This is a genomic window from Ottowia sp. (genome assembly GCF_035325765.1).
GTDB lineage: Bacteria > Pseudomonadota > Gammaproteobacteria > Burkholderiales > Burkholderiaceae_C > Ottowia.
Map to the genome: position 1 here is coordinate 1 of NZ_DAOKZG010000014.1, position 25133 is coordinate 25133.

A 25133-nucleotide genomic window follows, 5' to 3' on the forward strand; every position below is an offset into this window, starting at 1 on the left:
TGCTGACCGAGGGCTGCCGCGGCGAGGGCGCGATCCTGATCAACAGCGAGGGCGAACGCTTCATGGAGCGCTACGCGCCAACGCTCAAGGACCTGGCGCCACGCGACTTCGTCTCGCGCTCGATGGACCAGGAGATCAAGGAAGGACGCGGCTGCGGCCCGAACAAGGACCACATCCTGCTCAAGCTCGACCACCTGGGCGCGGAGACCATCCACAAGCGCCTGCCCTCGGTGTACGAGATCGGCCTGAACTTCGCCAACGTCGACATCACCAAGGAGCCGATCCCGGTGGTGCCCACCATCCACTACATGATGGGTGGCGTGCCATCCAACATCCACGGCCAGGTCGTGATCCAGGACGGCGAACACCACGACAAGCCGCTGAACGGCCTGTACGCGGTGGGCGAGTGCTCGGCCGTCAGCGTGCATGGCGCCAACCGGCTCGGCACCAACTCGCTGCTCGACATCGTGGTGTTCGGTCGCGCCGCCGGACGCCACATCATCCAGCATGCTGCCGGCAGCGCGCACAAGCCGCTGCCTGCTGACGCCGCCGATCTCACGCTGGCGCGGCTGGCGCGGCTGGAGAGTGCGACCGATGGCGAATACGCACAGGACGTGGCGAACGACCTGCGCACCTGCATGCAGACCCACGCCGGCGTGTTCCGCACCCAGGCCACGATGGACGAGGGCGTGACCAAGGTGGCCGAGATGCGCGCGCGCTTCGAGCGCATCGGGCTGAAGGACCACTCGATGGTCTGGAACACGGCGCGCGTGGAGGCGCTGGAGGTGGAGAACCTGATCGAGGTGGCGCAGGCCACCATGGTGTCGGCCGCCGCGCGCCACGAATGCCGCGGCGCGCACGACGTGATGGATTACGAGCGCCACGCCGACGATCCCGAAAAGCCGCTGGGCCGCGACGACGTGAACTGGCTCAAGCACACGCTCTGGCACCGCGAGACCAACAGCCTGACCTACAAGCCGGTGCGCATGCAGCCGCTGACGGTGGAGTCGATTCCGCCCAAGGTCCGGACGTTCTGACGAGAAGGGGTTTTTAGGACATGGCAAAACGCACATTCAAGATTTATCGCTACGACCCGGACAAGGACGACAAGCCCTACATGCAGACCGTCGAGCTCGAGCTCGAAGGCCACGAACGCATGCTGCTGGACGCGCTGATCAAGCTCAAGGCGCAGGACCAGACGGTGGCGTTCCGCCGCTCCTGCCGCGAGGGCGTGTGCGGCTCGGACGCGATGAACATCAACGGCAAGAACGGCCTGGCGTGCCTGACCAACCTGCGCACGCTGAAGGACCCGATCGTGCTCAAGCCGCTGCCCGGGCTGCCGGTGGTGCGCGACCTGATCGTCGACATGACGGATTTCTTCAAGCAGTACCACTCGATCAAGCCCTACCTGGTCAACAGCACGCCGCCGCCCGAGACCGAGCGCCTGCAGTCGCCCGAGGAGCGTGAGGAGCTGAACGGCCTGTACGAGTGCATCCTGTGCGCCTGCTGCTCGACCGCCTGCCCGAGCTTCTGGTGGAACCCGGACAAGTTCGTCGGCCCGGCGGGGCTGCTGCAGGCCTACCGCTTCATTGCCGACAGCCGCGACGACGCCACCAGCGAACGCCTGGACAACCTGGAAGACCCGTACCGCCTGTTCCGCTGCCACACCATCATGAACTGCGTGGACGTGTGTCCGAAGGGCCTGAAGCCGGCTGCTGCCATCAGCAAGATCAAGGAGCTGATGGTTCGACGCGCCATCTGACCCGCGGGCCGCCGGCGCGTCCATGCAGCCGTCCGATCGCCTCGACGAACGCACGCTCGGCCGGCTGCGCTGGCGTTGCCGACGTGGCCTGCTGGAAAACGACCTGCTGATCGAGCGCTTCCTGGGGCAGCACGGCGAGCGCCTGTCGCCGCGCCAGGCCGAGTCGCTCACGCGCCTGATGGACCTGGCCGACAACGACCTGCTCGACCTGCTGCTGGCGCGCAAGGAACCCGAGGGCGAGCTCGACTCGCCCGACGTGCGGGAGTTGCTGGGCCTGATGCGGGCCCGGGGCCGGCCGCTTGAATGAAACATCGTTTGTGAACATGCAAGGAAATCAACCATGAACCTGTCCGACAACCAAGCCACGCTCAAGTTTTCCAATGGCAGCCCCGACGTCGAGCTGCCGGTCTACAAGGGAACGATCGGGCCGGACGTGATCGATATCCGCAAGCTGTATGCGCAGTCGGGGATGTTCACCTACGATCCGGGCTTCCTGTCGACGGCTTCGTGCGAATCCGGCATCACCTTCATCGACGGGGAGCAGGGCGTGCTGCTGTACCGCGGCTACCCGATCGAGCAGCTGGCCGAGAAGTGCGACTATCTGGACGTGTGCCACCTGCTGCTCAAGGGCGAACTGCCGAGCGGAGACCAGCGGCGCGACTTCCACAAGCTGGTGCTGCAGCACACCATGGTGCACGAGCAGATGCAGTTCTTCCTGCGCGGTTTCCGGCGCGACGCACACCCGATGGCGGTGCTCACCGGCCTGATCGGTGCGCTCTCGGCCTTCTACCACGACAACATGGACGTGCACAACGCCGAGCACCGCGAGATCGCCGCGATTCGCCTGATCTCGAAGCTGCCGACGCTGGTGGCGATGGCCTACAAGTACGGCGTCGGCCAGCCATACATGTACCCGCGCAACGACCTGAGCTACGCCGGCAATTTCCTGCGCATGATGTTCGGCACGCCGTGCGAGGACTACAAGGTCTCGCCCGTGCTCGAAAAGGCAATGGACCGCATCTTCATCCTGCACGCCGACCACGAGCAGAATGCCTCCACGTCCACCGTGCGCCTGTGCGGCAGCTCGGGCACCAACCCGTTCGCCGCCATCGCCGCCGGCGTGGCCTGCCTCTGGGGTCCGGCGCACGGCGGCGCCAACGAGGCCGCCCTGAACATGCTGGAAGAGCTGCAGGCCAATGGCGGCATCGCCAAGGTCGGCGAGTTCATGGAGAAGGTCAAGGACAAGAACTCGGGCGTCAAGCTGATGGGCTTCGGCCACCGCGTCTACAAGAACTACGATCCGCGTGCCAAGCTGATGCAGCAGACCACCAACGAGGTGCTGGAAGAGCTCGGCCTGCACAACGATCCGCTGTTCGCGCTGGCCAAGGCGCTGGAGAAAATCGCGCTGGAAGACGACTACTTCGTGCAGCGCAAGCTCTACCCGAACGTCGACTTCTACTCGGGCATCGTGCAGCGCGCCATCGGCATCCCGGTCAAGCTGTTCACCGGCGTGTTCGCGCTGGCGCGAACCGTCGGCTGGATCGCCCAGCTCAACGAGATGATCGGCGACCCGGAGTACAAGATCGGCCGTCCGCGGCAGCTCTACACCGGCGCGGCGCGCCGCGACGTGCCCTGACGCGCTGCTCGGCCGCCGAAGAAAGCCACCGGACACCGGTGGCTTTTTTCATGGGCGATTGGTCGGCAGCACGCAGGCGCCGTTGGAGCCGCAGCACTCGCCCCTGCCTGGCACGCCGAGGACGGCACCGGCGGGCGCATCCAGCTGCCGGATCCGGGTTCGAGCACAGCGACGTCATCCGTCATTTGCCGTTCGGGCGCGCGTTCCCCGCGTCACGCCGTCAGCCAGTCCAGGCCGGCGCGCGAACTGACCAGCACCTCGCACTCGGCGCAGCCCAGCACGTCGGCGAAGGCGCGGCGCGCCAGCGCAGGGAGGTTGTTGCGTTCGCTCAGGTGAGCGGCCACCACCACGCTCAGCCGGTCGTGGCGCAGCAGTGCCAGCGCGGCGGCGGCCTGTCCGTTGCTCAGGTGTCCGTGCGCGCCCGCGATGCGCCGCTTGAGGAATTCGGGGTAGCTCGAGCGCGCCAGCAGCTCGGGTTCGTGGTTGCTTTCCAGCATCAAGGCGTGGCAGTCGGCCAGCTGGGCGAGGGCGTGTGGCGTGACGTGTCCCAGATCGGTCAGGATGCCCAGGCTGCGCGCACCGTCCGTGCAGCGCAGTTGCAGCGGCTCGCGCGCATCGTGCGGCACCGTGAACGGCTGCAGTTGCAGGGCCCCGATGGTGATCGCCACGCCGTCGGCGGCGGCCCGGAACGCGGCTGTCGGTTGCTGGTCATCGAGAGCCGCGCGGGTGCCGGCGCTGGCCCAGACCGGGACGCCGTGGCGGGCCGACACGGAGGGCGCGCAGCCCACGTGGTCGCCATGCTCGTGCGTCAGGAAGATGGCGTCGAGGTCGGCCGGGACCAGGCCCAGAGCGGCCAGGCTGGCCTGCAGCTGGCGCCAGCCCAGGCCGCAATCGACCAGCACGCGCGTGCGCCGGCCGGGCCCGTCGCTGGCCTCGACCAGGGTCGCGTTGCCGGCACTGCCGCTGGCCAGGCTGCGAAAACGCAGCATCGGCCGGCTTACTTGAGTTCGTCCGCGAGCACCCTGGTGATGCGCTGGGCGTCGGCGGTCGGCGCCGCGGCCCCGCTGCTGTCCTGCACCGACACCAGGCTGCGGCCATCCTGGCCCCGCACCTGAATCTGGTACTGGCTGGTGGGCAGCGGCGCGCTGCTGCCGCCGAACAGCTTGCCGAAGAAGCCGGGCTCCTTCTTCTCGATGGTCGGATCGACGTAGCGCACGAAGTAGACACCCTTGCTGCGATCGCGATCCTCGACAGTGAAGCCCGTGCGGTCCAGCGCCAGGCCGACGCGGCGCCAGGCGCGCTCGAAGTCCTCGCCGAGCTGCACCGCGGGCGCCCCCGCGACATCGACGATGCCGGCCTTGGGCGCGGGTGCCCCCTGGGCGGCCTCGGCCTGGGCCTGCAGGGTGCGGGACTGCTCCTGCGACACACCCAGCTTGACCATCAGCCGGCGCAGGAATTCGGCCTCGAGCTCGGGGTCGCGTGCGCGTGGCTGCCAAATCGTGCTGTCCTTGCGGGCAGTCGTGTAGACCTCCTCCATGCCGCGGTGGGTGATGTAGATGTCGGTGCCACCGCTCGGGCTGCGCTCGATGCGCGTGCGGAACTTGTCACGCTCGCCGGTGGAGTAGAGCGAGTCGAACACCTTGCCCAGGGTGGAGCGGATGAAGTCCTGCGGGATCTTGGCCCGGTTTTCGGCCCAGTCGGTCTCCATCAGGCCCATGTTGGCCTGGTCGACGGACAGCAGGAAGCCGCTTTCCAGCCAGAAGTCGCGCACCTCGCCCCACAGCTTCTCGGCCGGGCGGTCGACGTGCAGCCAGCGCTCGCCGTCGGCGCGCATGAAGTGCACATCGGCGATCACGTTGGAGGCCGTGGGCGAAGCGGCACCTGCTGCCGCCACCTGACCGGCCTGGTAGCCGCTGGCGGTGACCGTGCCGCCTGCCGCCTGGTAGCGCGACTGCCCCGGCAACTGGGTCAGGTCGGGCGGGACTTCCAGCGATACGCCACGGCCCGAGCTCTTGTAGTCGATCTTGTCCGGCTCCAGCACCGAACAGGCACCCAGGGACAGCAGCAGCGCGGCACCCAGCACAGAGGCCGCAAGGGGTCGGAAAAGGCTCACGGAATGCATTCCTTGCAATGAGATGAGGCCCCTGCGTCCGGCGAGTGCGGCGCGTTGGCGACCGTTGAAGCGATGCCGGTTCAAATCAGCCCGGCCTGCCGCAGGGCCTGCTCGACCGCGGCCTCGTGTGCCTGGGCCAGGGGCGTCATGGGCAGGCGCAGCGTCGGGCCGCAGCGGCCCATGCGCGTCAGTGCCCACTTGACCGGGATCGGGTTGGCTTCGACAAAGAGCAGCTTGTGCACCGGCATCAGGCGCCGCTGGATCGCCATGGCGGCGTCGCGCTGGCCGGCAACGGCGGCCACGCACAGCTCGTGCATCAGCCGTGGCGCCACGTTGGCGGTGACGCTGATGTTGCCCTGGCCCCCGCACAGCATCAGCGCGACGGCCGTCGGGTCGTCGCCCGAGTAGACGGCAAAGCCCTTCGGCACGTCACGGATCAGCCACTGCGCGCGCTCGAGGTTGCCGGTGGCCTCCTTGATGCCGACGATGCCCGGCACCTCGGCCAGGCGCAGCACGGTTTCGGGCAGCAGGTCGGCGACGGTGCGGCCAGGCACGTTGTAGAGCACCATCGGCAGGTCGCCCGTGGCCTCGGCAATGGCCTTGAAGTGCTGGTACTGACCTTCCTGCGTGGGCTTGTTGTAGTAGGGCACGACCTGCAGCTGGCAGTCGGCCCCGACCTTCCTGGCGTAGCGCGCCAGCTCGATGGCCTCGGCCGTGGAGTTGGCGCCGCAGCCGGCCATCACCGGCACCCGGCCAGCCGCCTGCTCGACCGAGACGCGGATGATTTCCTGGTGCTCCTCGACGTTGACGGTGGGCGATTCGCCCGTGGTGCCGACCACGCTGATGCAGTCGGTGCCCTCGGCGATGTGCCAGTCGATCAGCTTGCGCAGGGTGGGGTAGTCGACGCCGCCGTCCTCCAGCATGGGAGTGACGAGGGCAACGAGGCTGCCGGTGATGGGGGTCATGGTGTCCGGTATGGTGTCTGGACCAAATGAAGCATTGTAGTGGCGGCGTCGTGGCCTGGCATGGTGGTTCAGACTCCATCCAGGCGGTAACGTCCCGGCGCCGCGCCGGTGGCGCTGCCGCGCCGGCGCACCGCCGCGATGCGCTGCACGAAGCGCTCCGGGGCGTCGAGGAAGCCGTCCTCGAACGCCACCACGCGCCACTCGGGGGCGCGGCACCAGTCGAGCAGCTCGCCCGGCTGCAGCAGGAAGTCCGGGCGTGCCGGCCGGCCCACGGTCTCGTTGCCGGCGGCGAAGGTCTCGTAGATCAGGGCGCCGCCTTCGGCCACGCTGTCCAGCAGGGTCGGCCGCAGCGGGCGCCACAGGTAGTTGGTGACGACGACGGCGCCAAAGCGCCGGCCGGGGAGCGGCCAGGGCCCGCCCTCGATGTCGGCCTCGATCAGTTCGCCCAAGCCGTGCGCGGTGGCCAGCGCGGCGGCGTCGCGGTCGATGCCGGTGACGGGATGGCCGCGCGCGGCGAACCAGCGCAGATGGCGCCCGCCGCCGCAGGCCACGTCGAGCACGGAGGCGGCGGGGGCGAGCAGCACCGTGAAGCGGCACACCCAGGGCGAGGGCGGGGCAGGTTGGCTGGCAGGCATCGGTCTGGGGAATGTCGGAAACGGGACGGTGGCTCGCCAAGTCGCGCGTCGCCGACATGATCATGGCGCGCCACGAAAAAACAACTGTATCAAAACCCAGTCAGCAGGGTCGCCACCGCTAGAATCGCCGCCATGGCATCGCATTCCGCTTCTCCATCGCCCGGCTATTCCGAAGCATCCATTCGCGTCCTCAAGGGCCTCGAACCGGTGCGCCAGCGCCCCGGCATGTACACCCGCACCGACAACCCGCTGCACGTGATCGGCGAGGTGATCGACAACGCCGCCGACGAAGCGCTGGCGGGCCATGGCAAGAAGATTCGCGTCACCCTGCACGCCGATGGCTCGGTCAGTGTCGAGGACGAAGGGCGCGGCATCCCGTTCGGGCTGCACCCGCAGGAGCAGGCTCCGGTGCTGGAGCTGGTGTTCACCCGCCTGCACGCGGGCGGCAAGTTCGACAAGGCCCAGGGTGGTGCCTACAGCTTCTCGGGCGGTCTGCACGGCGTGGGCGTGTCGGTCACCAACGCGCTGGGCAGGCGCATGGAGGTGGCCAGCCATCGCGACGGCCAGGTCGCCACCATGGTGTTCGAGGGCGGCGAGGTGGCACAAGGGCTCGGCTTGCGCCCGCAGGCCGAAGGCGACCGCCGGCGCGGCACCACGGTGCGGGTGTGGCCGGACGCGAAATACTTCGACAGCCTGCAATTGCCCACGGGCGAGCTGGTGCACCTGCTGCGCAGCAAGGCCGTGCTGCTGCCGGGCGTCACGGTGCAGCTGATCGACGAGAAGAAGAAGGAGACACAGAGCTGGCAGTACAAGGGCGGGCTGCGCGACTATCTGGAGCAGAGCCTGCCGGCCGAGCCGGTGGTGCCGCTGTTCGAGGGCGAAGGCGTGATCGATGCCGACGACGACAGCTTCGCCGAAGGCGAGGGCGCGCAGTGGGCCGTGGCGTTCACCGAAGACGGCCACCCGGTGCGCGAGAGCTACGTCAACCTGATCCCCACCACGGCCGGCGGCACGCACGACAGCGGCCTGCGCGACGGCCTGTTCCAGGCCATCAAGGGCTTCATCGAGTTGCACGCCCTGCTGCCCAAGGGCGTCAAGCTGATGCCCGAGGACGTGTTCGCGCGCGCCAGCTACGTGCTGTCGGCCAAGGTGCTGGACCCGCAGTTCCAGGGCCAGATCAAGGAGCGGCTCAACTCGCGCGATGCCGTGCGTCTGGTCTCGGGCTTCGTCAGGCCGGCGCTCGAGCTCTGGCTGAACGCCAACGTCGAGTGGGGCAAGCGCCTGGCCGAACTCGCCATCAAGGCCGCGCAAACCCGCCAGCGCGCGGGGCAGAAGGTGGAAAAGCGCAAGGGCTCGGGCGTTGCCGTGCTGCCGGGCAAGCTGACCGACTGCGAGAGCCGCGACCTGGCGCTCAACGAGGTCTTCCTGGTCGAGGGCGACAGTGCCGGCGGCAGCGCCAAGATGGGGCGCGACAAGGAAACCCAGGCCATCCTGCCGCTGCGCGGCAAGGTGCTCAACACCTGGGAAGTCGAGCGCGACCGCCTCTTTGCCAACACCGAGATCCACGATATTTCAGTGGCCATTGGGGTCGATCCGCACGGGCCGCAGGACGAGGTGGACCTCTCCAACCTGCGCTACGGCAAGGTCTGCATCCTGAGTGATGCCGACGTCGATGGCGCGCACATCCAGGTGCTGCTGCTCACCCTGTTCTTCCGTCACTTTCCGCGCCTGATCGAGAGCGGCCACGTGTTCGTGGCGCGCCCGCCGCTGTACCGCGTCGACGCCCCGGCGCGCGGCAAGAAGCCCGCTGCCAAGCTCTACGCGCTGGACGAGGCCGAGCTCGCCTCGATCCTCGACAAGCTGCGCAAGGATGGCGTCGCCGAAGGCAAGTGGAGCGTCAGCCGCTTCAAGGGCCTCGGCGAGATGAACGCCGAGCAGCTCTGGGAAACCACCCTGAATCCCGATACCCGGCGCCTGCTGCCGGTGCGCCTGGGCGCTTTCGACTTTGCCGCCACCGCCGCCGAGATCACCAAGCTGATGGGCAAGGGCGAGGCCGCCGCGCGCCGCGAGCTGATGGAGCTGCACGGGGATGCGGTGGAGGTGGATGTGTGAGGCTTGCTGTGCGCTGCGTCAATACCGCGCCGCGCGCTCGAACTGGCGCGGCGGCGTGATGCGCTCGTCACCTGCGAACTCGCTTTGCAGGAGTTGGAGGCCGTACTCCTGCTCCCGAAGTTCGAGCGCTACGCCTCGTGGGCAACGCGCCGGGAATTGCTGGACATGGTGCGCGCGCACGCCCGCGCTTGTGATGTTCAAGCCGAACACGTTGAACAGGCAGCCGGCGCCTGCCGTGATGCGGACGACAACCTGTTTCTCGCCCTGGCCCTGGCCGCCGAGGCACACCCGATCGTTACGGGCGATGCCGACCTGCTGGCCCCGCACACGTGGCCGGGCATCGCCTTTGGTACAGCGGCCGGTTATCTGGAGCGAGATTTGTGACTGATTCATGGCTCCAGCGCGTGCCCATCAAGCGCGGATCACTATCTCTTTTCAAGTCGAGAAAACCTCCGGAGGGAATGCGTGTCCGCCATTGATACCCTGATCGCCCAAGTCAGCGATTCGCGTCTGCGCGAGCGCCTGGCCGCGGAGTGGAGCAGCGCCAGGAAGGAAAAGAAATTCGGCCTGGTGTTTGAAGATCACCTGCCCGAACTGCTGCCGCTGCACGGCGCCAAACCGCGCAAGGGTGACTTGGTGTGCCGCCGGCAAGGCACGCTCAAGGACGTGTGGCAGATCAAGTCCATCCACGCCGGGGTGGCCACCTGCCTCAAGCCCGGCAACGAAACCCACCCCAGTGAACCAGCCCGTGCTGCCGCCGAGCCGGTGCAGTTTGCGGTCGACGAATTGCTGGTGGTGCGCGAGTTTGGCGAGCCGATTTTCCCGGCACTGGTGCCCGTGGATGCCGTGCAGAACGGCCCGGCGGACGCCCCCTGGCACACGCTGATTGAGGCCGACAACTACCACGCGCTGCAATTGCTGGACTACCTGTACGCCGGTCAGGTGGACTGCATCTATATCGACCCGCCCTACAACACCGGCGCGCGCGACTGGAAATACAACAACGATTATGTGGATGGCAACGATGGTTGGCGGCACAGCAAATGGCTGGCCTTTATGGAAAAGCGGTTGAAGCTGGCCAAGCGGCTGCTCAAGCCCGATACCGGTGTGCTGATTGTCACGATTGACGAGCACGAAGTTCACCATCTTGGGATGTTGCTGGAACGGGAGTTTCCCCAGGCATATCGCCAACTTGTGACCATCGTCATCAACCCCAAAGGGGTAACTCAGGGGCGTTTCTCTAGGGTTGAGGAGTACGCCATTTTCTGTTTCGGAAACCAAGCATTCGTGAACAGTTTGGGTGATGACCTGCTCTCACCAGCAAAGCCCGGCGCAAATTCCACTCCGCGATGGAAAGGACTTCTTCGGTCAGGGACGAATGCGCGCCGTCAAGATCGCCACAAGATGTTTTTTCCCGTACTCATTGATACTGAGCGGAATGCCATCGTGGGGGCTGGTGACTACCTTCCGTTGGATCAGAATCCAGACTTGGACGTGAAAATTGACGGCTATGCCGCCGCTTGGCCAATTCGTATGGATGGAAGTTTCGGGAACTGGGGAGTTGGTCCAGAATCGTTGAGTGGCTTAATTAAGAAAGGCTACGTAAACCTTGGCGGTTTTGACGAGAACAGGCGAACTTGGGGTATTTCATACCTCAGTCGCAAACTTCAACTGCAAATTGAAAGTGGTGCGATCCGAATCGTCGAGTTTGACAAAGTACGCAATGTGGTGAGCGTTGAATACGCTGAAGAACGCGAGCGACAGATCAAAACAGTCTGGCATCGCAGTGCACACGATGCCGGGGCCTACGGCGCTGACATACTGAAATCTATTTTTGGAGAAGGAAGAAAATTCTCCTTCCCGAAGTCGCTGTACGCCACCCGCGATGCCGTGGCGGCAGTTGCCCGTGATCGCCCCAACGCACTGATCGTTGATTTCTTCGCCGGCAGCGGCACCACACTCAATGCCGTCAATCTGCTCAACGCCATCGATGGCGGGCAACGCCGCTGCATTCTGGTGACCAACAACGAGGTGTCCGCAGAGGAATCGGCCACACTTGCTGCCCGTGACCTGCAACCTGGCGATGCGGATTGGGAGGCCCAAGGCATCTGCCGCAGCGTGACCTGGCCGCGCAGCAAGTACACCATTTTGGGTCGGCGCGACGATGGTTCGGTGCTGGGCGGCGACTACCTGACCGGCAAGACGGTCGAGCGTGAAAAGGCGCGCCGCTTCACGCAAATTGGCTTCGTCGATCCAGCGCAGCTCGACACAGGCCCAAAGAAGAAACAGGTGGTGGCGCTGATCGATGGCTTGCCGCAAACGCTGGTGAAAGAGCCTTGCCCCTTTATCGTGTCGGAAGACCACAAGGCCAGCGTGTTGTTTGACCCGGCGGCTGCCGAAGACTGGCTGGAGGCGCTGGACGAGCAGGAGCACATCACCGATTTTTATATCGTCACCCCGGCGAAAAGGCTGTTCGATGCGCTGAAGAATCAGGTGGCGGAACTGCTTGGCCCCATCCTGGTGCCCGAGGAAGAAAAGCGCCCGATGGGTGAGGGCTTTGCCGCCAATCTGGCGTATTTCAAGCTGGATTTCCTGGAGCATGAGCGGGTGTCGCTGCGCCGCGCCTTCCGTGAAATCCTGCCGCTGCTGTGGCTCAAAGCCGGTGCGGTGGGGCCGCGGCCGGAGCTCAAGCAGGGCGAGCCCGAGCCGGTGCTGTTTGCACCCGATGGCAGCAACTTTGTGGTGCTGCTGGATGAAACGCGCATGGGCCGCCTGTTGCAATCGCTCGATGGCCGTACCGGCTTGTCACATGTCTTTGTCGTGACCGACTCGGACGAGTCTTTCAAAACCATGGCGCAGGATGTGCGTGAAGTGGCAGGCAAGGCCAACCCCGGCCTGGCAGTGGTGCAGTTGTACCGCGACTACCTGCTCAACTTCATGATCAACCAGAACCAGGATCAGCACCAGGGCCGCGCAGCGGGCCAGGCGGATACACAGGGGGCGCGGGCATGAAAGTCACGCTGTTTGATTTTCAGCGCGATGCGCTGCACCTGCTGCGCGACAAGATCGTGGCCGCGCGCAAGTTCGCGAGCAGCCAGCAACCGCAGGCGATTGCGTTTTCGGCCCCCACGGGCAGCGGCAAGACCATCATGATGACGGCGCTGTTCGAGGCTATTCTTGACCAGCCTGATGATGAACTGGCGTGGCCGCTGGATTGGGCGCCGCAACCCGATGCGGTAATTCTGTGGGTATCGGACATGCCCGAACTCAACGAGCAGACCCGGCTCAAGATCGAGAGCAAATCCGACAAGGTGTACCGGGTCAACCAGCTCATTCCCATCGATGCGCATTTCGACGCGCCCCGCCTGGACGGCGGGCGCATCTACTTCATCAACACGCAAAAACTCGCCATCAACCAGCCACTGACCAACCGGGGCGATGGGCGCCAGCATCTGATCTGGGAGACGCTGACCAACACGGCGCTGGCGATTCCGGACAGGTTTTTCGTGGTGATCGACGAGGCGCACCGGGGCATGACCTCGGGCAAGGGGGCGCAGGCTGCGCAGACGTTGATGCAGCGTTTTTTGCTGGGCTACCCGGAAGTGGGGCTGGTGAAGATGCCGATGGTGATTGGTGTATCGGCCACGCCCAAGCGCTTTATGGATTTGCTGGAGCACGCCCCGCACACGATCCACAAGATTGCCATCCCGGCGGAGGAGGTGCGCAAGTCCGGCTTGCTGAAAGACCGCATCCTGATTCATCACCCGGAGGTGGCCACCACCGCCGAAATGACGCTGCTGGAAGAAGCGGCCCGACGCTGGGGGCAGATGGCGGCGGCCTGGGGCGCGTTTTGTGCTGAGGAAAAGGAGCAAACCGTTTGGCCGGTGCTGGTGGTGCAGGTGGAGAACGGCTCGGATCGGCAACTCACAAAAACCGATCTGGGCACGGCGCTAACGGTGATTGAAAGCGCCATCGGTCGTCGCCTGCATGAAGGCGAAGTGGCCCACGCCATGCACGACACAGGCGATCTGGATGTGGGGGGGGCGCCGTGTGCGCAAGGTGGATGCCTCGCGCATCGATGCCGACAAGAACATCGGCGTGGTGTTCTTCAAGACCAGCCTGTCCACGGGCTGGGACTGCCCGCGGGCCGAGGTGATGATGTCGTTCCGCCGTGCGCAAGACCACACCTACATTGCCCAGCTGCTGGGCCGCATGGTGCGCACGCCGCTGGCGCGCCGCATCGAGAAGGATGCAGCCCTGAACGATGTACATTTGTTCCTGCCGTACTTTGATACGGGAGCGGTAGAAACCGTGGTGGCATCGCTGCAGAACACTGAGGATGTGCCGCCCGCTGAAACGGGCTCCAGCCGCAATCTGGTGGTGCTGAAGCGACGCGAGGGAACTGACGACATCTTCGCTGCGCTGGATGAAACAGTGACCTATCGAGTCAACGCCGCCCGGGCGCAAAGTCCGCTGCGCAGGTACATGGCTATTTCGCGCAGCCTGACGATGGACGAGATTGACGCTGATGCGTGGGGTGTCGCCAAGCAGCAGATCGTCGAGTGGATGGGGCAGCGCATTGCAGCGATCAAGGCGACTGGACAGTCTGATGCTGCAGCCAAAGCGATCACGCAAGTTGGCTTGCGCACCTTGGCGGTGAATAACGGCACGGGCGTTGCTGAACCCGAGCCGACCAAGTATGCCGTTGATGCATCCGATGTGGATATCGACCGTCTGTTTGAAGAAGCCGGGCGCGCCTTCAGTCATGGCCTGCAGATGGAGTACTGGCGCGCCCACGCGGATCGGGACGCCCTGGAGGTCAAAGTCGAGGCCATTGTTCTAGCCCGCAATGCGGCAGAAATGGCCATCCTTGAATCACAGGCAGATGCTGCATTCGATCGACTGTACGACCAGCACAAAAAAGCTATCTCCAAACTGAAAGAACAGCGCCGCGCCAATTACGAGAAATTACGGCTGGCAACGGCCAAGCCCAGTGAGGTGCCGTGGCGTTTGCCGGATTCCATTGATTTCAGGCGCTTGACCACTGACCCGCTGTGGGAGCGGCATTTATATGTTGAAGGCAATGGTCAGTTCCGCGCCGAGTTGGGTAGCTGGGAAGCTGGCGTACTGAAGGAAGAGCTGGCCAAGCCCGAGGTCGTGGGTTGGCTGCGCAATCTTGATCGCAAGCCGTGGTCGCTGGAAATCCCATATGAAACCGGCGGAGACGTTCGGCCAATGTTTCCGGATCTGGTGGTGGTGCGCGAGGTTGGCAGAGAATTTGTCATCGACGTTTTGGAACCACACGATCCCAGTTTGAGCGACAACTTCGAGAAGGCCCTGGGGTTGGCAAAGTTTGCGGAGAAGCACGGCGCGCTTTTCGGGCGCATCCAACTGATCCGCAAGCAGTCATCGGCAGGTGGCGAGCATTTCGCGCGGCTGGAGATCAACCATGCGGCCACGATCAAGAAGCTGCTGCTGATTACCAGCAATCCGCAGCTTGATGAGTTATTTGTGAGTGCGGTAACGTAGTCGACGTCGAGTATGAAATCAGGAAAATTATCGAAGCTCGCCAAGAAAGCCGGGGCACCCCTCGTTCGCTCCTCAGTCACCGAATATCTGATGCTTTTTGTTTGATAGCTGCCCGCGCTTGTTGGACAAGCGCCAGTGCCATTTTTTGTTTGTAAATGATGAGTGACCCAACCGTTGTGGACCTGACCCCCGCCGACCCCGGCGACGATCTGGCGCTGGCGACCTACGCCCAGCGCGCCTATCTCGAATACGCGCTCAGCGTGGTCAAGGGCCGCGCGCTGCCCGACGTGGCCGATGGGCAGAAGCCGGTGCAGCGGCGCATCCTGTACGCGATGGAGCGCATGGGGCTGAGTTATTCCGGCCCCAATGGCAGCACCGCCGCCAAGCCGGTGAAGAGCGCGCGCGTGGTGGGCGACGTGCTGGGGCGCTTCCATCCGCACGGCGACAGCGCAGCCTACGACGCGCTGGTGCGCATGGCGCAGGACTTCTCGCAGCGCTATCCGCTGATCGACGGCCAGGGCAACTTCGGCTCGCGCGACGGCGATGGCGCGGCAGCCATGCGCTATACCGAGGCGCGGCTGGCCAGGATCACGCGGCTGCTGCTGCAGGAGGTGGACCAGGGCACGGTGGACTGGGTGCCCAACTACGACGGCTCGACCGAGGAGCCGCGCCAGTTGCCCGCGCGCCTGCCGTTTGCCCTGCTCAATGGCGCCAGCGGCATCGCCGTCGGCCTGGCGACCGAGATCCCGAGCCACAACCTGCGCGAGGTGGCCGATGCGTGTGTGGCGCTGGTCAAAAACGCCAAGCTGACGGATGACGAGCTGTATGCCCTGCTGCCGGGGCCGGACTACCCCGGCGGCGGACAGATCATCAGCAGCGCGGCGGACATTCGTGCGGCGTATCAGAGCGGGCGCGGCAGCCTGAAGGTGCGGGCGCGTTGGGCCATCGAGGACCTGGCGCGCGGGCAATGGCAGATGGTGGTGACCGAACTGCCGCCGGGCACCTCGACGCAGAAGGTGCTCGAGGAGATCGAGGAGCTCACCAACCCCAAGGTCAAGGCCGGCAAGAAAGCGGTGACGCAGGATCAGAGCCAGCTCAAGGCCACGATCCTCGCGGTGCTGGACGGCGTGCGCGACGAGTCGAGCAAGGACGCGCCGGTGCGCATCGTGTTCGAGCCCAAGAGCCGCACGGTCGACCAGGACGAGCTGGCCAACACCTTGCTCGCGCACACCAGCCTGGAATGCAGCAGCCCGATCAACCTGACCAGCGTCGGGCTGGACGGCCGGCCGGTTCAGAAGAGCCTGCGCCAGATGCTCGCCGAGTGGATCGAATTCCGCCAGACGACGATCACGCGGCGCAGCCAGCATCGGCTCACGCGAGTGCTCGAACGCATCCACATCCTCGAAGGGCGGCAGCTCGTGCTGCTGAACATCGACGAGGTGATCGCCATCATTCGCCAGAGCGACGAACCGAAGGCGGCACTGATGGCGCGCTTTGCGCTGACCGAGCGGCAGGCCGACGACATCCTGGACATCCGCCTGCGTCAGCTCGCGCGGCTGGAGGCGATCAGGATCGAACAGGAACTGCTTGAACTGCGCAAGGAGCAGGGCACGCTGGAAGAGGTGCTGGGCAGCCCGGCCACGCTGCGTCGCCTGATGATCCGGGAAATCGAGGCCGACGCGAAGGAGTTTGCCGACGCGCGGCGCACCCTGATCCAGGCCGAGAAGAAGGCCGTGGTCGAGCTCAAGGTGCTGGACGAGCCGGTCACCGTGGTGGTGAGCGAGAAGGGCTGGGTGCGCGCGCGCCAGGGCCATGGGCACGACGCGGCCGCCTTTGGCTTCAAGGCGGGCGATGGGCTGTACGGCACGTTTGAATGCCGCACGGTGGACCCCTTGCTGGTGTTCGGCAGCAATGGCCGCGTCTACAGCGTGCCGGTGGCCAGCCTGCCGGGCGCGCGCGGGGATGGCCAGCCGATCACCACCCTGATCGACCTGGAAAGCGGCACCCAGCCGCTGCACTATTTTGCCGGCGCCGAGGGCACGACGCTGCTGCTGTCGGCCTCGGGCGGCTACGGCTTCCTGGCGCGGGTCGAGCACTTGCTGTCGCGCAACCGGGGCGGCAAGGCCTTCATCAGCATGGGCGCTGCCGAGCAGGTGTGCCGCCCGTCGCTGGCGTTGCCGGCGCCGGACGCGCAGCCACCCGCCGATGGCTCCGGCATGCCGCCGGCCACGCACGTGGCCTGCGTTTCCGTGGCGGGGCGCATCCTCAGCTTCGAGATCGGCGAGCTGCGCCAGATGGACAAGGGTGGGCGCGGCCTGCTGCTGCTGCATCTGGAGCCAGGCGACAGCCTGGCGGGCGCCGCCGCCTATGTGCGCAGCGTGCGCATCGTGGGCCAGGGTCGCGGCGGCAAGCCGCGCGAGGAAGTGCTGGAGATCCGCAGCCTGAACAACGCGCGCGCCGCGCGCGGGCGCAAGGGCAAGATTGCCAGCCTCGGCTTCAGGCCGAGCGATGTGCTGCGGGTGCAGTGATGTCGGGCGCTGGCATGTCCATCCTGGGCTGGCTGCTGCTGCTGGTGACGATGGTGCTCAGCTTCGCCCTGGGGCGCTGGTGGTCGCAGGGCCGACGCGAGAAGCGGCGGGCACGCGAAGAGGCCGAGCGGCGCGCCAGCGAGAGCCGCCAGGCGCGAAGGGCTCGCGAGCGGCAGGAACGCAAGAGCAGTTAGCTTTTCCCGGCGGCGTTGCGCTCGGCCTGCGCGGCCATGGTGTCGATGGCCAGTGCCGAGTGGGCGTAGGCGCCGCCGGCGCGCATTTCGGCAGCGACCCAGATGGCTTCCATGATCTCGGCCTCGCTGGCGCCCGCCTTGAGCGCGCCCTCGGTGTGGCCGTGGATGCAGTAGGGGCACTGCGTGGTGTGGGCCACGGCGACGGCGATCAGTTGCTTGACCTTGACGGGCAACTCGCCCTCGGCGAAGCAGGCGGCGCTGAAGGCGCGGAAGGCCTCGAGCTGCCGCGGCGCCAGCTCGCGGCGCTTGCGTGCGATGTCGGCGCTGGAGGCGGGGAACAGGTCACGGCTCATGGGTGGCTCCTCACTGGATGAAGAATGGCGAATGACGGCATCGCCGCGCGATGGCTGGGGCGAATGCCAGCGCGTGGCATCCTGCGTTCGGAGGGTCGTCGGCGGCGCGCTCCGTCCGCGGCCGTGCGCCATTCGGCAGCGCTGCTGCGCCAGCGCCGACGTCATTTGCCATGCCGGGGCGGCTGGTACGTGCCCGCCTTGGCGCGGAAGGCGATGGACAGCCGGTTCCAGCCGTTGATCGCGATGATGGCCAGCGTCAGGTCGACGATCTCCTGCTCGCCGAAGTGGCGGCGTGCCTCTTCGTACACCTCGTCGGGGACTTCCTGGTTGGTGAGCCGGGTCACGGCCTCGGTCCAGGCCAGCGCGGCGCGCTCGCGCGGCGTGTAGAAATCCGTTTCGCGCCAGGCCGGCAGCACGTAGAGGCGCTGTTCGGTTTCACCCGCGGCGCGCGCGTCCTTGGTATGCATGTCGAGGCAGTAGGCGCAGCCGTTGATCTGCGACGCACGCGTCTTGACCAGTTCCAGCAGCGAATGCTCCAGCCCGCTGCCGCGGGCATGCATCTCCAGGCCCAGCATGGCCTGGAAGCCCTTGGGGGAGGCGTCCTTGTATTCGAGTCGTTGTGTCATGTGGGTGCTTTCTCTCGGCAGGGGTTTCAGGAGGCGAGCAACTGCGGATGCAACAGGAAGTCGCGCAGCGCCACGGCGTTGTTCCGGGTCTCGGTGTGCGAGGAAAAGATCAGCGTGACCACGCCGGTGCATGCGCGCGCGCGCAGCGCATCCAGGCGTTCCGGGTGCGCGCGCAGTTCAGCCGCGTAGCGTTGGCGGAACTCGTCCCAGCGCGCGGGTGCGTGGCCATACCACTTGCGCAGCTCGGTGCTGGGAGCGATTTCCTTGTCCCATTCGGCCAGTTCCAGCGCTTCCTTGCGCACGCCGCGCGGCCACAGGCGCTCGACCAGGATGCGCGCGCCATCGTCGGCGCTTGCCGGGTCGTAGGCTCGCTTGAGCCGGATGTTTTGGGCTGGTGGTCTCTGGGCCATGGCGCTTGCCTCTCGCGATCTCCGCTCAGGCAATTCAGCATACGCGCGCAGCGGGCTGCGCCCGGCGGTAGGGGTATTCCCGCAGGATTCGCCGGAAGCGGCGCGTCGTGCGGACTGCCGGCTTCAGGGTGTCGCCGCGTCTTCTTCCAGGTCGGGGTCGACCGGTCGCGGCGGCTTGACCAGCAGCACCGGAACGGGCGACTCGTCGAGCAGGCGGCGCGACGTCGAACCGCCCTCCATCATGCGGCGGATCGGGCCCAGCGCACGTGATCCCATCAGCACCATGTCGCAGCCGTGCAGTTCGATCAGGTCGAGCATGGCGTTGGCCGGGTCGCCCGTGATCACCGCCGTCTCGAACGGCACGCCAGCGTCGGCGAGCAGGCGCGCGCTGGGTGCCATCAGGTCGCCGGCGGCCTCCTGCGCGGCGGTTTCGATCAGGACCGGATCCTTGGCCGTGATGATTTCATAGAAGGAGGCTGCGGCCTGGACGTTGGCCAGCACGAAGCTGGCACGCAGACCCTCTGCGACCAGTCGCAGGGCAAAGCGTGTTTCATGCACCGACAGTTCGGTGCCGTCGACGGGAAGCAGGATTTTCATGGTCGGGATCTCGCTCGAGGGGCTGGCGCAGGCGTTGAAGCGCTTCGGGCTTCGGACGCGTGCGGTGTGACGTGGATTATCCCCAGCGCGCGCGAGCGCGCGCAGCGCCGCGGTTGGCCAGGGTGCGCGTGGGTTCGTGCCGATGCGGATCGCGCGGGTCCAGGGGTCTGTTAAATTTTGCCTTTTGTCGCATCATGATCAAGGAGCTCATCCCATGCGCCGTACCATCCTCAAGACCCTGGCCCTGGCGCCTGCAGCGCTGGCGTTTCCGCGCGTCTGGGCGCAGTCGGGCAAGCCCGAGAAAAGCAAGCTGACCATCGCCGTCGGCGGCAAGAACCTCTTTTATTACCTGCCGCTCACGATTGCCGAACAGCTCGGCTACTTCCGGGACGAGGGCCTGGAGACGACGATCCCCGACTTCGCAGGCGGCTCCAAGGCCCTGCAGGCGCTGGTCGGGGGCAGCGCCGACGTGGTCTCCGGCGCCTACGAGCACACCATCAACATGCAGGCCAGGAACCAGGCGATCGAGTCGTTCGTGCTGCAGGGCCGCGCACCGCAGATCGTGCTGGCGGTATCGAACAAGACCATGCCCGACTACAAGGGCATTGCCGACCTGAAGGGCAAGAAGATCGGCGTCACGGCCCCGGGCTCCTCGACCTCGATGATGGCGGCCTACGTGCTGGCCAAAGGCGGGCTCAAGCCGAGCGACGTGTCCTTCATCGGCGTCGGTGCCTCCAGCGGCGCGCTGAGCGCGGTGCGTTCCGGCCAGGTCGACGCCATCGCCAACCTGGACCCGGTGATCACCATGCTGCAGCGCGACAACCTGCTGAAGATCATCGCCGACACGCGCACGCTGAAGGACACGCAGGAGGTCTACGGCGGACCGATGCCGGCGGCGGTGCTCTACACGCATGCGAAGTTCATCCGCGAGAACCCCAACACCACGCAGGCCCTGGCCAATGCGATGGTGCATGCGCTGCGCTGGCTGCGGAAGGCCGGCCCGTCCGACATCGTCAAGACCGTGCCCGAGTCCTACCTGCTGGGCGACCGGGCACTCTACCTCGCGGCCTGGGAAAACGTGCGCGAGGCGATCTCGCCCGACGGCATCCTCCCCGAGGCCGGCCCGGCCACCGCGCTGCGCATGCTGCAGACCTTCGAGGAAAGCCTGAAGGGCAAGAACATCGACCTGGCGAAGACCTACACCAATGCCTTTGCGCGCCGGGCGGGCGTGAAGTACCCGGCGTGAATCCAGACCCCCATGCGCAGGGGATGCAGGAACAAGACCTTGAATTTCTTCTTTTGCGTCCTCTGCGAAATCCCAGCGTCCTTTGCGTACGGATGTTCGATTCCCAGTTCGCTTCGCACCCGCGACGTTGACATGACCCAGCCTGCTCCATGCTGAACCCCGGTGTCACGCCTGCCCTTGACCTGCAGGACATCACCTGCGTCTTCACCAGCCGCGACGCGCCGGGCCAGCGCTACACGGCGGTGCAGGATGCCAGCCTGGCCGTGGCGCCGGGCGAGTTCGTCTCGGTGGTCGGCCCGACCGGCTGTGGCAAGAGCACGCTGCTGAACGTCGGCGCCGGCCTGCTGGCGCCATCGCGCGGCAAGGTCGAGGTGTTCGGCCAGCCGCTGGCGGGCCTGAACCGGCGCGCCGGCTACATGTTCCAGGCCGAGTCGCTGATGCCCTGGAAGACGGCACTGGGCAACGTGATGGCCGGGCTGGTGTTCGCGGGGACGCCTCCAGCCGAAGCCGAACAGCGCGCGCGTGCCTGGCTCGCGCGCGTGGGCCTGGCCGGCTTCGAGGACCGCTACCCGCACCAGCTTTCGGGCGGCATGCGCAAGCGCGTGGCCATGGCGCAGACCTGGATCCTCGAGCCCGACATCTTCCTCATGGACGAACCGTTCTCGGCGCTCGACGTGCAGACCCGGCAGCTGATGGAGAACGAGCTGCTGGAGCTGTGGGCCGAGCCTTCGCACGGCGGCGGCGCGGGTGGGCGCGCGGTGCTGTTCATCACGCACGACCTGGACGAGGCGATCGCGCTGTCCGATCGGGTGGTGGTGCTCTCGGCCGGGCCGGCGACCCGCCCGATCGGCGAATTCACGATCGACCTGCCGCGCCCGCGCAACGTCGCCGAAATCCGCAACCAGCCGCGCTTCGTCGAGCTTCACGCCGACATCTGGGCCGTGCTGCGTGACGAGGTGCTCAAGGGCTATGACCAGCAGAAGCGAAAGGCGGTGGCATGAAGGGCCTGCGGCTGCGCGTCTGGCAGGTCGGGCTGCTGGTGCTGGTGATCGGCGGCTGGTACTTCGCCGCCAACGCATCCGACACGATCGCCTTCTTCTTCGGGCGCCCGCAACTGGTGGCGCTGCGCCTGTGGCGCTGGTTCATCACCGACGCCGACATCTACGGTCACATGTGGGTGACCCTGCTGGAGACGCTGCTGGCCTTCGGCATCGGCACGCTGGCCGGCGTGGCGGTGGGCCTGTGGCTGGCGCTGGCACCCTTTGCCTCGGCGGTGCTCGACCCCTACCTGAAGGCGGCCAATGCCATGCCGCGCGTGATCCTGGCGCCGATCTTCGCGCTCTGGTTCGGCCTGGGCATCTGGTCCAAGGTGGCGCTGGCCGTGACCCTGGTGTTCTTCATCGTGTTCTTCAACGTCTACCAGGGCGTGCGCGAGGTGAGCCCGGTGGTGCTGGCGAACGCGCGCATGCTGGGCGCCAGCGGACGTGACCTGATGCGCCACGTCTACGTGCCCAGCGCCATGAGCTGGGTCTTCTCCAGCCTGCACAGCTCGGTGGGCCTGGCCTTCGTCGGCGCCGTGGTGGGCGAATACCTGGGCTCGGCACGCGGTGTCGGCTACCTGATCCTGCAGGCCGAGGGCAGCTTCGACGTCGACACCGTGGTGGCAGGCATCGTGCTGCTGACGGCGTTCGCGCTGGTGCTCGACGGCCTGGTCGGGGTGGCCGAGCGGCGGCTGATGAAGTGGCAGCCGAGCAGCGGGCAGACGGAAAAGCTCTGACGCCAGGCGCCGGCAGTCCTGGAGCACGCGTTTTCTGCCGGCGCGGAGCCGCTACCATTGCGCCATGCCGACGCGCCTCGATCGCCTGGATGCGCTGCGCGGGCTGGCGCTGGCGTGGATGACGGCCTACCACTTCGGCTTCGACCTGAACCACTTCGGCCTGATCCAGCAGGACTTCTACAACGACCCGATCTGGACCGGGCAGCGCACGGCCATCGTCGGCCTGTTCCTGTTCACGGCCGGCTTCGGCCAGGTGCTGGCGGTGCAGGCTGGGCAGGGCTGGCCGCGCTTCTGGCGCCGCTGGCGCCAGGTGGCGGCCTGCGCGCTGCTGGTCTCGCTGGCGTCGTGGTGGATGTTCCCGCGCAGCTGGATCAGTTTCGGCGTGCTGCACGCGCTGGCGCTGCTGCTGCTGCTGGTGCGGGCCCTGCTCATGCGTGGCTGGCTGGGCGGGCCCTGGCCCTGGCTGCTGGCGCTGGGGCTGCTGGGCGCGACGCCGCTGCTGCGCGGGCTGCTGGTCGCGGCCGACGCGCCGACGCTGGCGGCCGCGCTGGACAGCCGCTGGCTCTACGGCCTGGGCATCGTCACGCACAAGCCGGTCACCGAGGACTACGTGCCGCTGCTGCCGTGGCTGGGTGTGCTGCTGCTGGGCGTGGGCGCCGGGCAGCGGCTGCCGCGGGCCTGGCTGCAACGGCCGGTGCCAGTGCCGGCGCGCGGCCTGGCCGTGCTCGGCCGCTGGAGCCTGAGCTGGTACATGCTGCACCAGCCGGTGCTGATCGGCGGCCTGATGGCCTGGCTGGCCTGGCGCGGCTGAAGACGCTGGCCCGATCGCACAAAAAACCGGCCTGTGGAAAAGCCGGTTCCGGGTGGGTAGTTGCCGTGGCGCGGCTTATTCGATCTTCGCCTTCTCGCGCAGTGCCTGCTGGAACTCGACCAGCTTCTTCTGCTCCATCTGCTGCTTGATCTGCGCCTTGACGTCGTCGAAGCTGGGCGGCTCGGGGGCCTTGGCGTCGCGCACGTCGTCGACGCGGATCACGTGGTAGCCGAACTGCGACTTGACGGGCGTGTCGGTGGTCTGGCCCTTCTCGAGCTTGGTCAACGCCGCGGCGAACTCGGGCACGTAGCTGGCCGGGTCGGACCAGCCGAGATCACCCCCCTGGGCGCCGGAGCCCGGGTCCTTGGACTGCTTCTTCGCCAGTTCCTCGAACTTGGCGCCCTTCTTGAGCTGGGCAATGATGGCCTTGGCCTCGTCTTCCTTTTCCACCAGGATGTGGCGCGCCTTGTACTCCTTGGCGCCGGCAGGCGGGGTCTGGCTGCCGATGACGCGGTCGTATTCGGCCTTGGCCTGCTCGTCGGTCACGGGGTGCTGCTTCTGGTAATTGGAAAACAGCTCGCTGATCACCAGGCTCTGGCGCATCAATTCGAGCTTGGCGCGGAAGTCGGGCGTGCTTTCGACGCCGCGCCGGGCGGCTTCCTGCATGAAGATCTCGCGCGTGATCACCTCGTCCTTGAGCTGTTCGCGCAGCCCGGGCGGGACCGGCTGGCCGGTGCGTTCGGCCTGGGCCTTGATCTGGGTTTCGAGTGCGTCCAGGCGCGTGGTCGGGACGGGCTTGCCATTGATGATGGCGACGTTCTGCGCGACCGCCGGCAGGGCTGCGGCACCGGCCAGCAGGGCCGCGGCGGACGCGGCCAGGAGCTGTTTCTTCATGATGGGACAGTCAGGAGAGTGGATCCCGCCCCGGGAACGGGCGGGCAGGAAGTGGATTGGAGCGTGCCTGGACGCACAGGTTCAATCATCCGCCTCGATGGCGAGTGCATGCACGCCGCGCTCGGCAAAAAAATCGGCGAGCGCATCATACACAAGGCGGTGGCGCGCCACGCGCCGCAGGCCAGCAAAGCCGGGGGCGGCAATGCGCACCCGGAAGTGCGTGCCGAAGCCGGTGCCGTTGGCGCCGGCATGGCCCTCGTGCTGCCAGCTTTCGTCGAGCACCTCGAGCCGGCTTGGCTGCAGGCGCGCATGCAGGCGTGCCGCCATCTCGTCGGCCAGCGTGGTGCTCATTTCGGCGCTCCCGGCGTGGCCGAGGACGAGCCTTCGGGAGCCTCGCTGATGTGGCGCGCGATGTAGACGCCCTGGCCGATCAGGAACACCAGCGGGAACACGTAGCCCCAGAGCTTGAAGCTGGCCCAGGCGTCGGTGGTCCAGAAGGCAGCCACGTAGCCGTTGAGCGCCGCCATGAACAGGCAGTAGGCGATCCAGGCCACGGACAGGCGCTGCCAGGCGAAATCCGGCAGGGGGATCTGGCTGCCCAGCATGATCTTGAGGAAGTTCTTGTGGTAGATCCACAGCGCGACGGCCAGGGCGATCGCCATGGCGGCGTACAGGACGGTGGGTTTCCACTTGATGAAGCGCTCGTCCTGCAGCACCAGGGTGAGCGCGCCGAAGATCAGGATCAGCACCAGCGTGGCCTTGTGCATGGTGCTGAGCTTCCTGTCCAGCCAGTACACGATGGCCATCTGCACGCTGGTGGCCGCCATCAGCACTGCCGTGCCGGCGTAGATGCCGTGCCACTTGTAGGCGGCAAAGAACAGCAGCAGGGGAATGAAGTCGAACAGCAGTCTCATCAGGATGGCGATTATCGCGGTTCGTGTGTGG

At 66.4% G+C, this 25133-nt stretch carries 25 protein-coding genes; 14 read left to right on the forward strand and 11 right to left on the reverse strand.

Annotated features, from left to right (window positions below; genetic code table 11):
- From PKA16_RS06825 to gltA, 4 genes are all read left to right on the forward strand, one after another.
- Nucleotides 1-1037, forward strand: a 1037-nt coding sequence (locus PKA16_RS06825) for an FAD-binding protein (protein ID WP_324401702.1), incomplete at its 5' end; no start/stop codon positions are given.
- A 20-nt stretch (nucleotides 1038-1057) separates the two neighbouring features.
- Nucleotides 1058-1762 carry a succinate dehydrogenase iron-sulfur subunit gene (locus tag PKA16_RS06830; RefSeq protein WP_324401704.1) on the forward strand — a complete coding sequence of 235 codons (705 nt, stop codon included), beginning with the start codon at nucleotides 1058-1060 and terminating at the stop codon, nucleotides 1760-1762.
- A 22-nt stretch (nucleotides 1763-1784) separates the two neighbouring features.
- A complete protein-coding gene (locus PKA16_RS06835) occupies nucleotides 1785-2069 on the forward strand; it encodes a succinate dehydrogenase assembly factor 2 (RefSeq protein ID WP_324401706.1) in 285 nt (94 codons plus the stop codon).
- Between the two features lie 33 nt (nucleotides 2070-2102).
- The gene (gltA, locus tag PKA16_RS06840) at nucleotides 2103-3398 is read left to right on the forward strand and encodes a citrate synthase (protein WP_324401708.1); all 1296 of its coding nucleotides are present in this window, start codon (nucleotides 2103-2105) and stop codon (nucleotides 3396-3398) included.
- Between the two features lie 212 nt (nucleotides 3399-3610).
- Here the strand turns inward: gltA and PKA16_RS06845 are convergent, their stop codons facing one another.
- The 4 genes from PKA16_RS06845 to PKA16_RS06860 all read right to left on the reverse strand — a co-directional run bounded on the left by PKA16_RS06845 (nucleotide 3611) and on the right by PKA16_RS06860 (nucleotide 7111).
- Entirely contained in the window at nucleotides 3611-4387 is a 777-nt protein-coding gene (locus PKA16_RS06845; protein ID WP_324401710.1) for an MBL fold metallo-hydrolase, read from the reverse strand.
- A gap of 8 nt (nucleotides 4388-4395) precedes the next feature.
- Entirely contained in the window at nucleotides 4396-5520 is a 1125-nt protein-coding gene (gene bamC / locus PKA16_RS06850) for an outer membrane protein assembly factor BamC (RefSeq protein WP_324401712.1), read from the reverse strand.
- A gap of 71 nt (nucleotides 5521-5591) precedes the next feature.
- Complete coding sequence (gene dapA / locus PKA16_RS06855) at nucleotides 5592-6476, reverse strand: 4-hydroxy-tetrahydrodipicolinate synthase (RefSeq protein WP_324401714.1); 885 nt, start codon at nucleotides 6474-6476, stop codon at nucleotides 5592-5594.
- Nucleotides 6477-6544: 68 nt separating this feature from the next.
- Nucleotides 6545-7111: a class I SAM-dependent methyltransferase gene (locus PKA16_RS06860; RefSeq protein WP_324401716.1), complete on the reverse strand. Its 567-nt coding sequence runs from the start codon at nucleotides 7109-7111 to the stop codon at nucleotides 6545-6547.
- 132 nt (nucleotides 7112-7243) lie between these two features.
- Between PKA16_RS06860 and PKA16_RS06865 the strand changes: the two genes are divergently transcribed.
- The 6 genes from PKA16_RS06865 (at nucleotide 7244) to PKA16_RS06890 (ending at nucleotide 17474) form a co-directional block, all read left to right on the forward strand.
- Nucleotides 7244-9223 (forward strand): DNA topoisomerase IV subunit B, encoded by a 1980-nt coding sequence (locus PKA16_RS06865; protein WP_324401718.1) that lies wholly within the window; start codon nucleotides 7244-7246, stop codon nucleotides 9221-9223.
- Nucleotides 9224-9226: 3 nt separating this feature from the next.
- Nucleotides 9227-9607: a putative toxin-antitoxin system toxin component, PIN family gene (locus PKA16_RS06870; RefSeq protein ID WP_324401720.1), complete on the forward strand. Its 381-nt coding sequence runs from the start codon at nucleotides 9227-9229 to the stop codon at nucleotides 9605-9607.
- Nucleotides 9608-9688: 81 nt separating this feature from the next.
- Nucleotides 9689-12235: a site-specific DNA-methyltransferase gene (locus PKA16_RS06875; RefSeq protein WP_324401722.1), complete on the forward strand. Its 2547-nt coding sequence runs from the start codon at nucleotides 9689-9691 to the stop codon at nucleotides 12233-12235.
- A complete protein-coding gene (locus PKA16_RS06880; RefSeq protein WP_324401724.1) occupies nucleotides 12232-13515 on the forward strand; it encodes a DEAD/DEAH box helicase family protein in 1284 nt (427 codons plus the stop codon). The genes PKA16_RS06875 and PKA16_RS06880 overlap by 4 nt, the downstream gene beginning before the upstream one ends.
- 1395 nt (nucleotides 13516-14910) lie before the next feature.
- Complete coding sequence (gene parC / locus PKA16_RS06885; protein ID WP_324401726.1) at nucleotides 14911-17280, forward strand: DNA topoisomerase IV subunit A; 2370 nt, start codon at nucleotides 14911-14913, stop codon at nucleotides 17278-17280.
- A gap of 14 nt (nucleotides 17281-17294) precedes the next feature.
- Nucleotides 17295-17474: a hypothetical protein gene (locus PKA16_RS06890; protein WP_324401728.1), complete on the forward strand. Its 180-nt coding sequence runs from the start codon at nucleotides 17295-17297 to the stop codon at nucleotides 17472-17474.
- On the opposite strand, the gene PKA16_RS06895 is transcribed toward PKA16_RS06890, so the two are convergent.
- The 4 genes from PKA16_RS06895 to PKA16_RS06910 form a co-directional block, all read right to left on the reverse strand.
- A complete protein-coding gene (locus PKA16_RS06895; protein WP_324401730.1) occupies nucleotides 17471-17827 on the reverse strand; it encodes a carboxymuconolactone decarboxylase family protein in 357 nt (118 codons plus the stop codon). The two genes, PKA16_RS06890 and PKA16_RS06895, sit on opposite strands and share 4 nt — an antisense overlap.
- 161 nt (nucleotides 17828-17988) lie before the next feature.
- Nucleotides 17989-18453: a carboxymuconolactone decarboxylase family protein gene (locus tag PKA16_RS06900; protein WP_324401732.1), complete on the reverse strand. Its 465-nt coding sequence runs from the start codon at nucleotides 18451-18453 to the stop codon at nucleotides 17989-17991.
- A 26-nt stretch (nucleotides 18454-18479) separates the two neighbouring features.
- On the reverse strand, nucleotides 18480-18863 hold the full coding sequence (locus PKA16_RS06905) for a DUF488 family protein (protein ID WP_324401734.1): 384 nt from the start codon (nucleotides 18861-18863) through the stop codon (nucleotides 18480-18482).
- 123 nt (nucleotides 18864-18986) lie between these two features.
- The gene (locus tag PKA16_RS06910) at nucleotides 18987-19460 is read right to left on the reverse strand and encodes a universal stress protein (RefSeq protein WP_324401736.1); all 474 of its coding nucleotides are present in this window, start codon (nucleotides 19458-19460) and stop codon (nucleotides 18987-18989) included.
- A 214-nt stretch (nucleotides 19461-19674) separates the two neighbouring features.
- Here PKA16_RS06910 and PKA16_RS06915 point away from each other — a divergent pair, with 214 nt between their 5' ends.
- The 4 genes from PKA16_RS06915 (at nucleotide 19675) to PKA16_RS06930 (ending at nucleotide 23294) form a co-directional block, all read left to right on the forward strand.
- Nucleotides 19675-20706, forward strand: a complete 1032-nt coding sequence (locus PKA16_RS06915) for an ABC transporter substrate-binding protein (RefSeq protein ID WP_324401738.1) — start codon at nucleotides 19675-19677, stop codon at nucleotides 20704-20706.
- Nucleotides 20707-20855: 149 nt separating this feature from the next.
- The gene (locus PKA16_RS06920) at nucleotides 20856-21707 is read left to right on the forward strand and encodes an ABC transporter ATP-binding protein (protein ID WP_324401740.1); all 852 of its coding nucleotides are present in this window, start codon (nucleotides 20856-20858) and stop codon (nucleotides 21705-21707) included.
- Nucleotides 21704-22483, forward strand: a complete 780-nt coding sequence (locus PKA16_RS06925; RefSeq protein WP_324401742.1) for an ABC transporter permease — start codon at nucleotides 21704-21706, stop codon at nucleotides 22481-22483. The genes PKA16_RS06920 and PKA16_RS06925 overlap by 4 nt, the downstream gene beginning before the upstream one ends.
- 64 nt (nucleotides 22484-22547) lie before the next feature.
- A complete protein-coding gene (locus PKA16_RS06930; protein WP_324401743.1) occupies nucleotides 22548-23294 on the forward strand; it encodes a heparan-alpha-glucosaminide N-acetyltransferase in 747 nt (248 codons plus the stop codon).
- Between the two features lie 75 nt (nucleotides 23295-23369).
- On the opposite strand, the gene PKA16_RS06935 is transcribed toward PKA16_RS06930, so the two are convergent.
- From PKA16_RS06935 to PKA16_RS06945, 3 genes are all read right to left on the reverse strand, one after another.
- Nucleotides 23370-24188: a peptidylprolyl isomerase gene (locus tag PKA16_RS06935; RefSeq protein WP_324401745.1), complete on the reverse strand. Its 819-nt coding sequence runs from the start codon at nucleotides 24186-24188 to the stop codon at nucleotides 23370-23372.
- An 81-nt stretch (nucleotides 24189-24269) separates the two neighbouring features.
- Nucleotides 24270-24539: a BolA family protein gene (locus PKA16_RS06940; protein ID WP_324401746.1), complete on the reverse strand. Its 270-nt coding sequence runs from the start codon at nucleotides 24537-24539 to the stop codon at nucleotides 24270-24272.
- Nucleotides 24536-25102: a septation protein A gene (locus PKA16_RS06945; protein ID WP_324401747.1), complete on the reverse strand. Its 567-nt coding sequence runs from the start codon at nucleotides 25100-25102 to the stop codon at nucleotides 24536-24538. The genes PKA16_RS06940 and PKA16_RS06945 overlap by 4 nt, the downstream gene beginning before the upstream one ends.
- Nucleotides 25103-25133 lie beyond the last annotated feature (31 nt).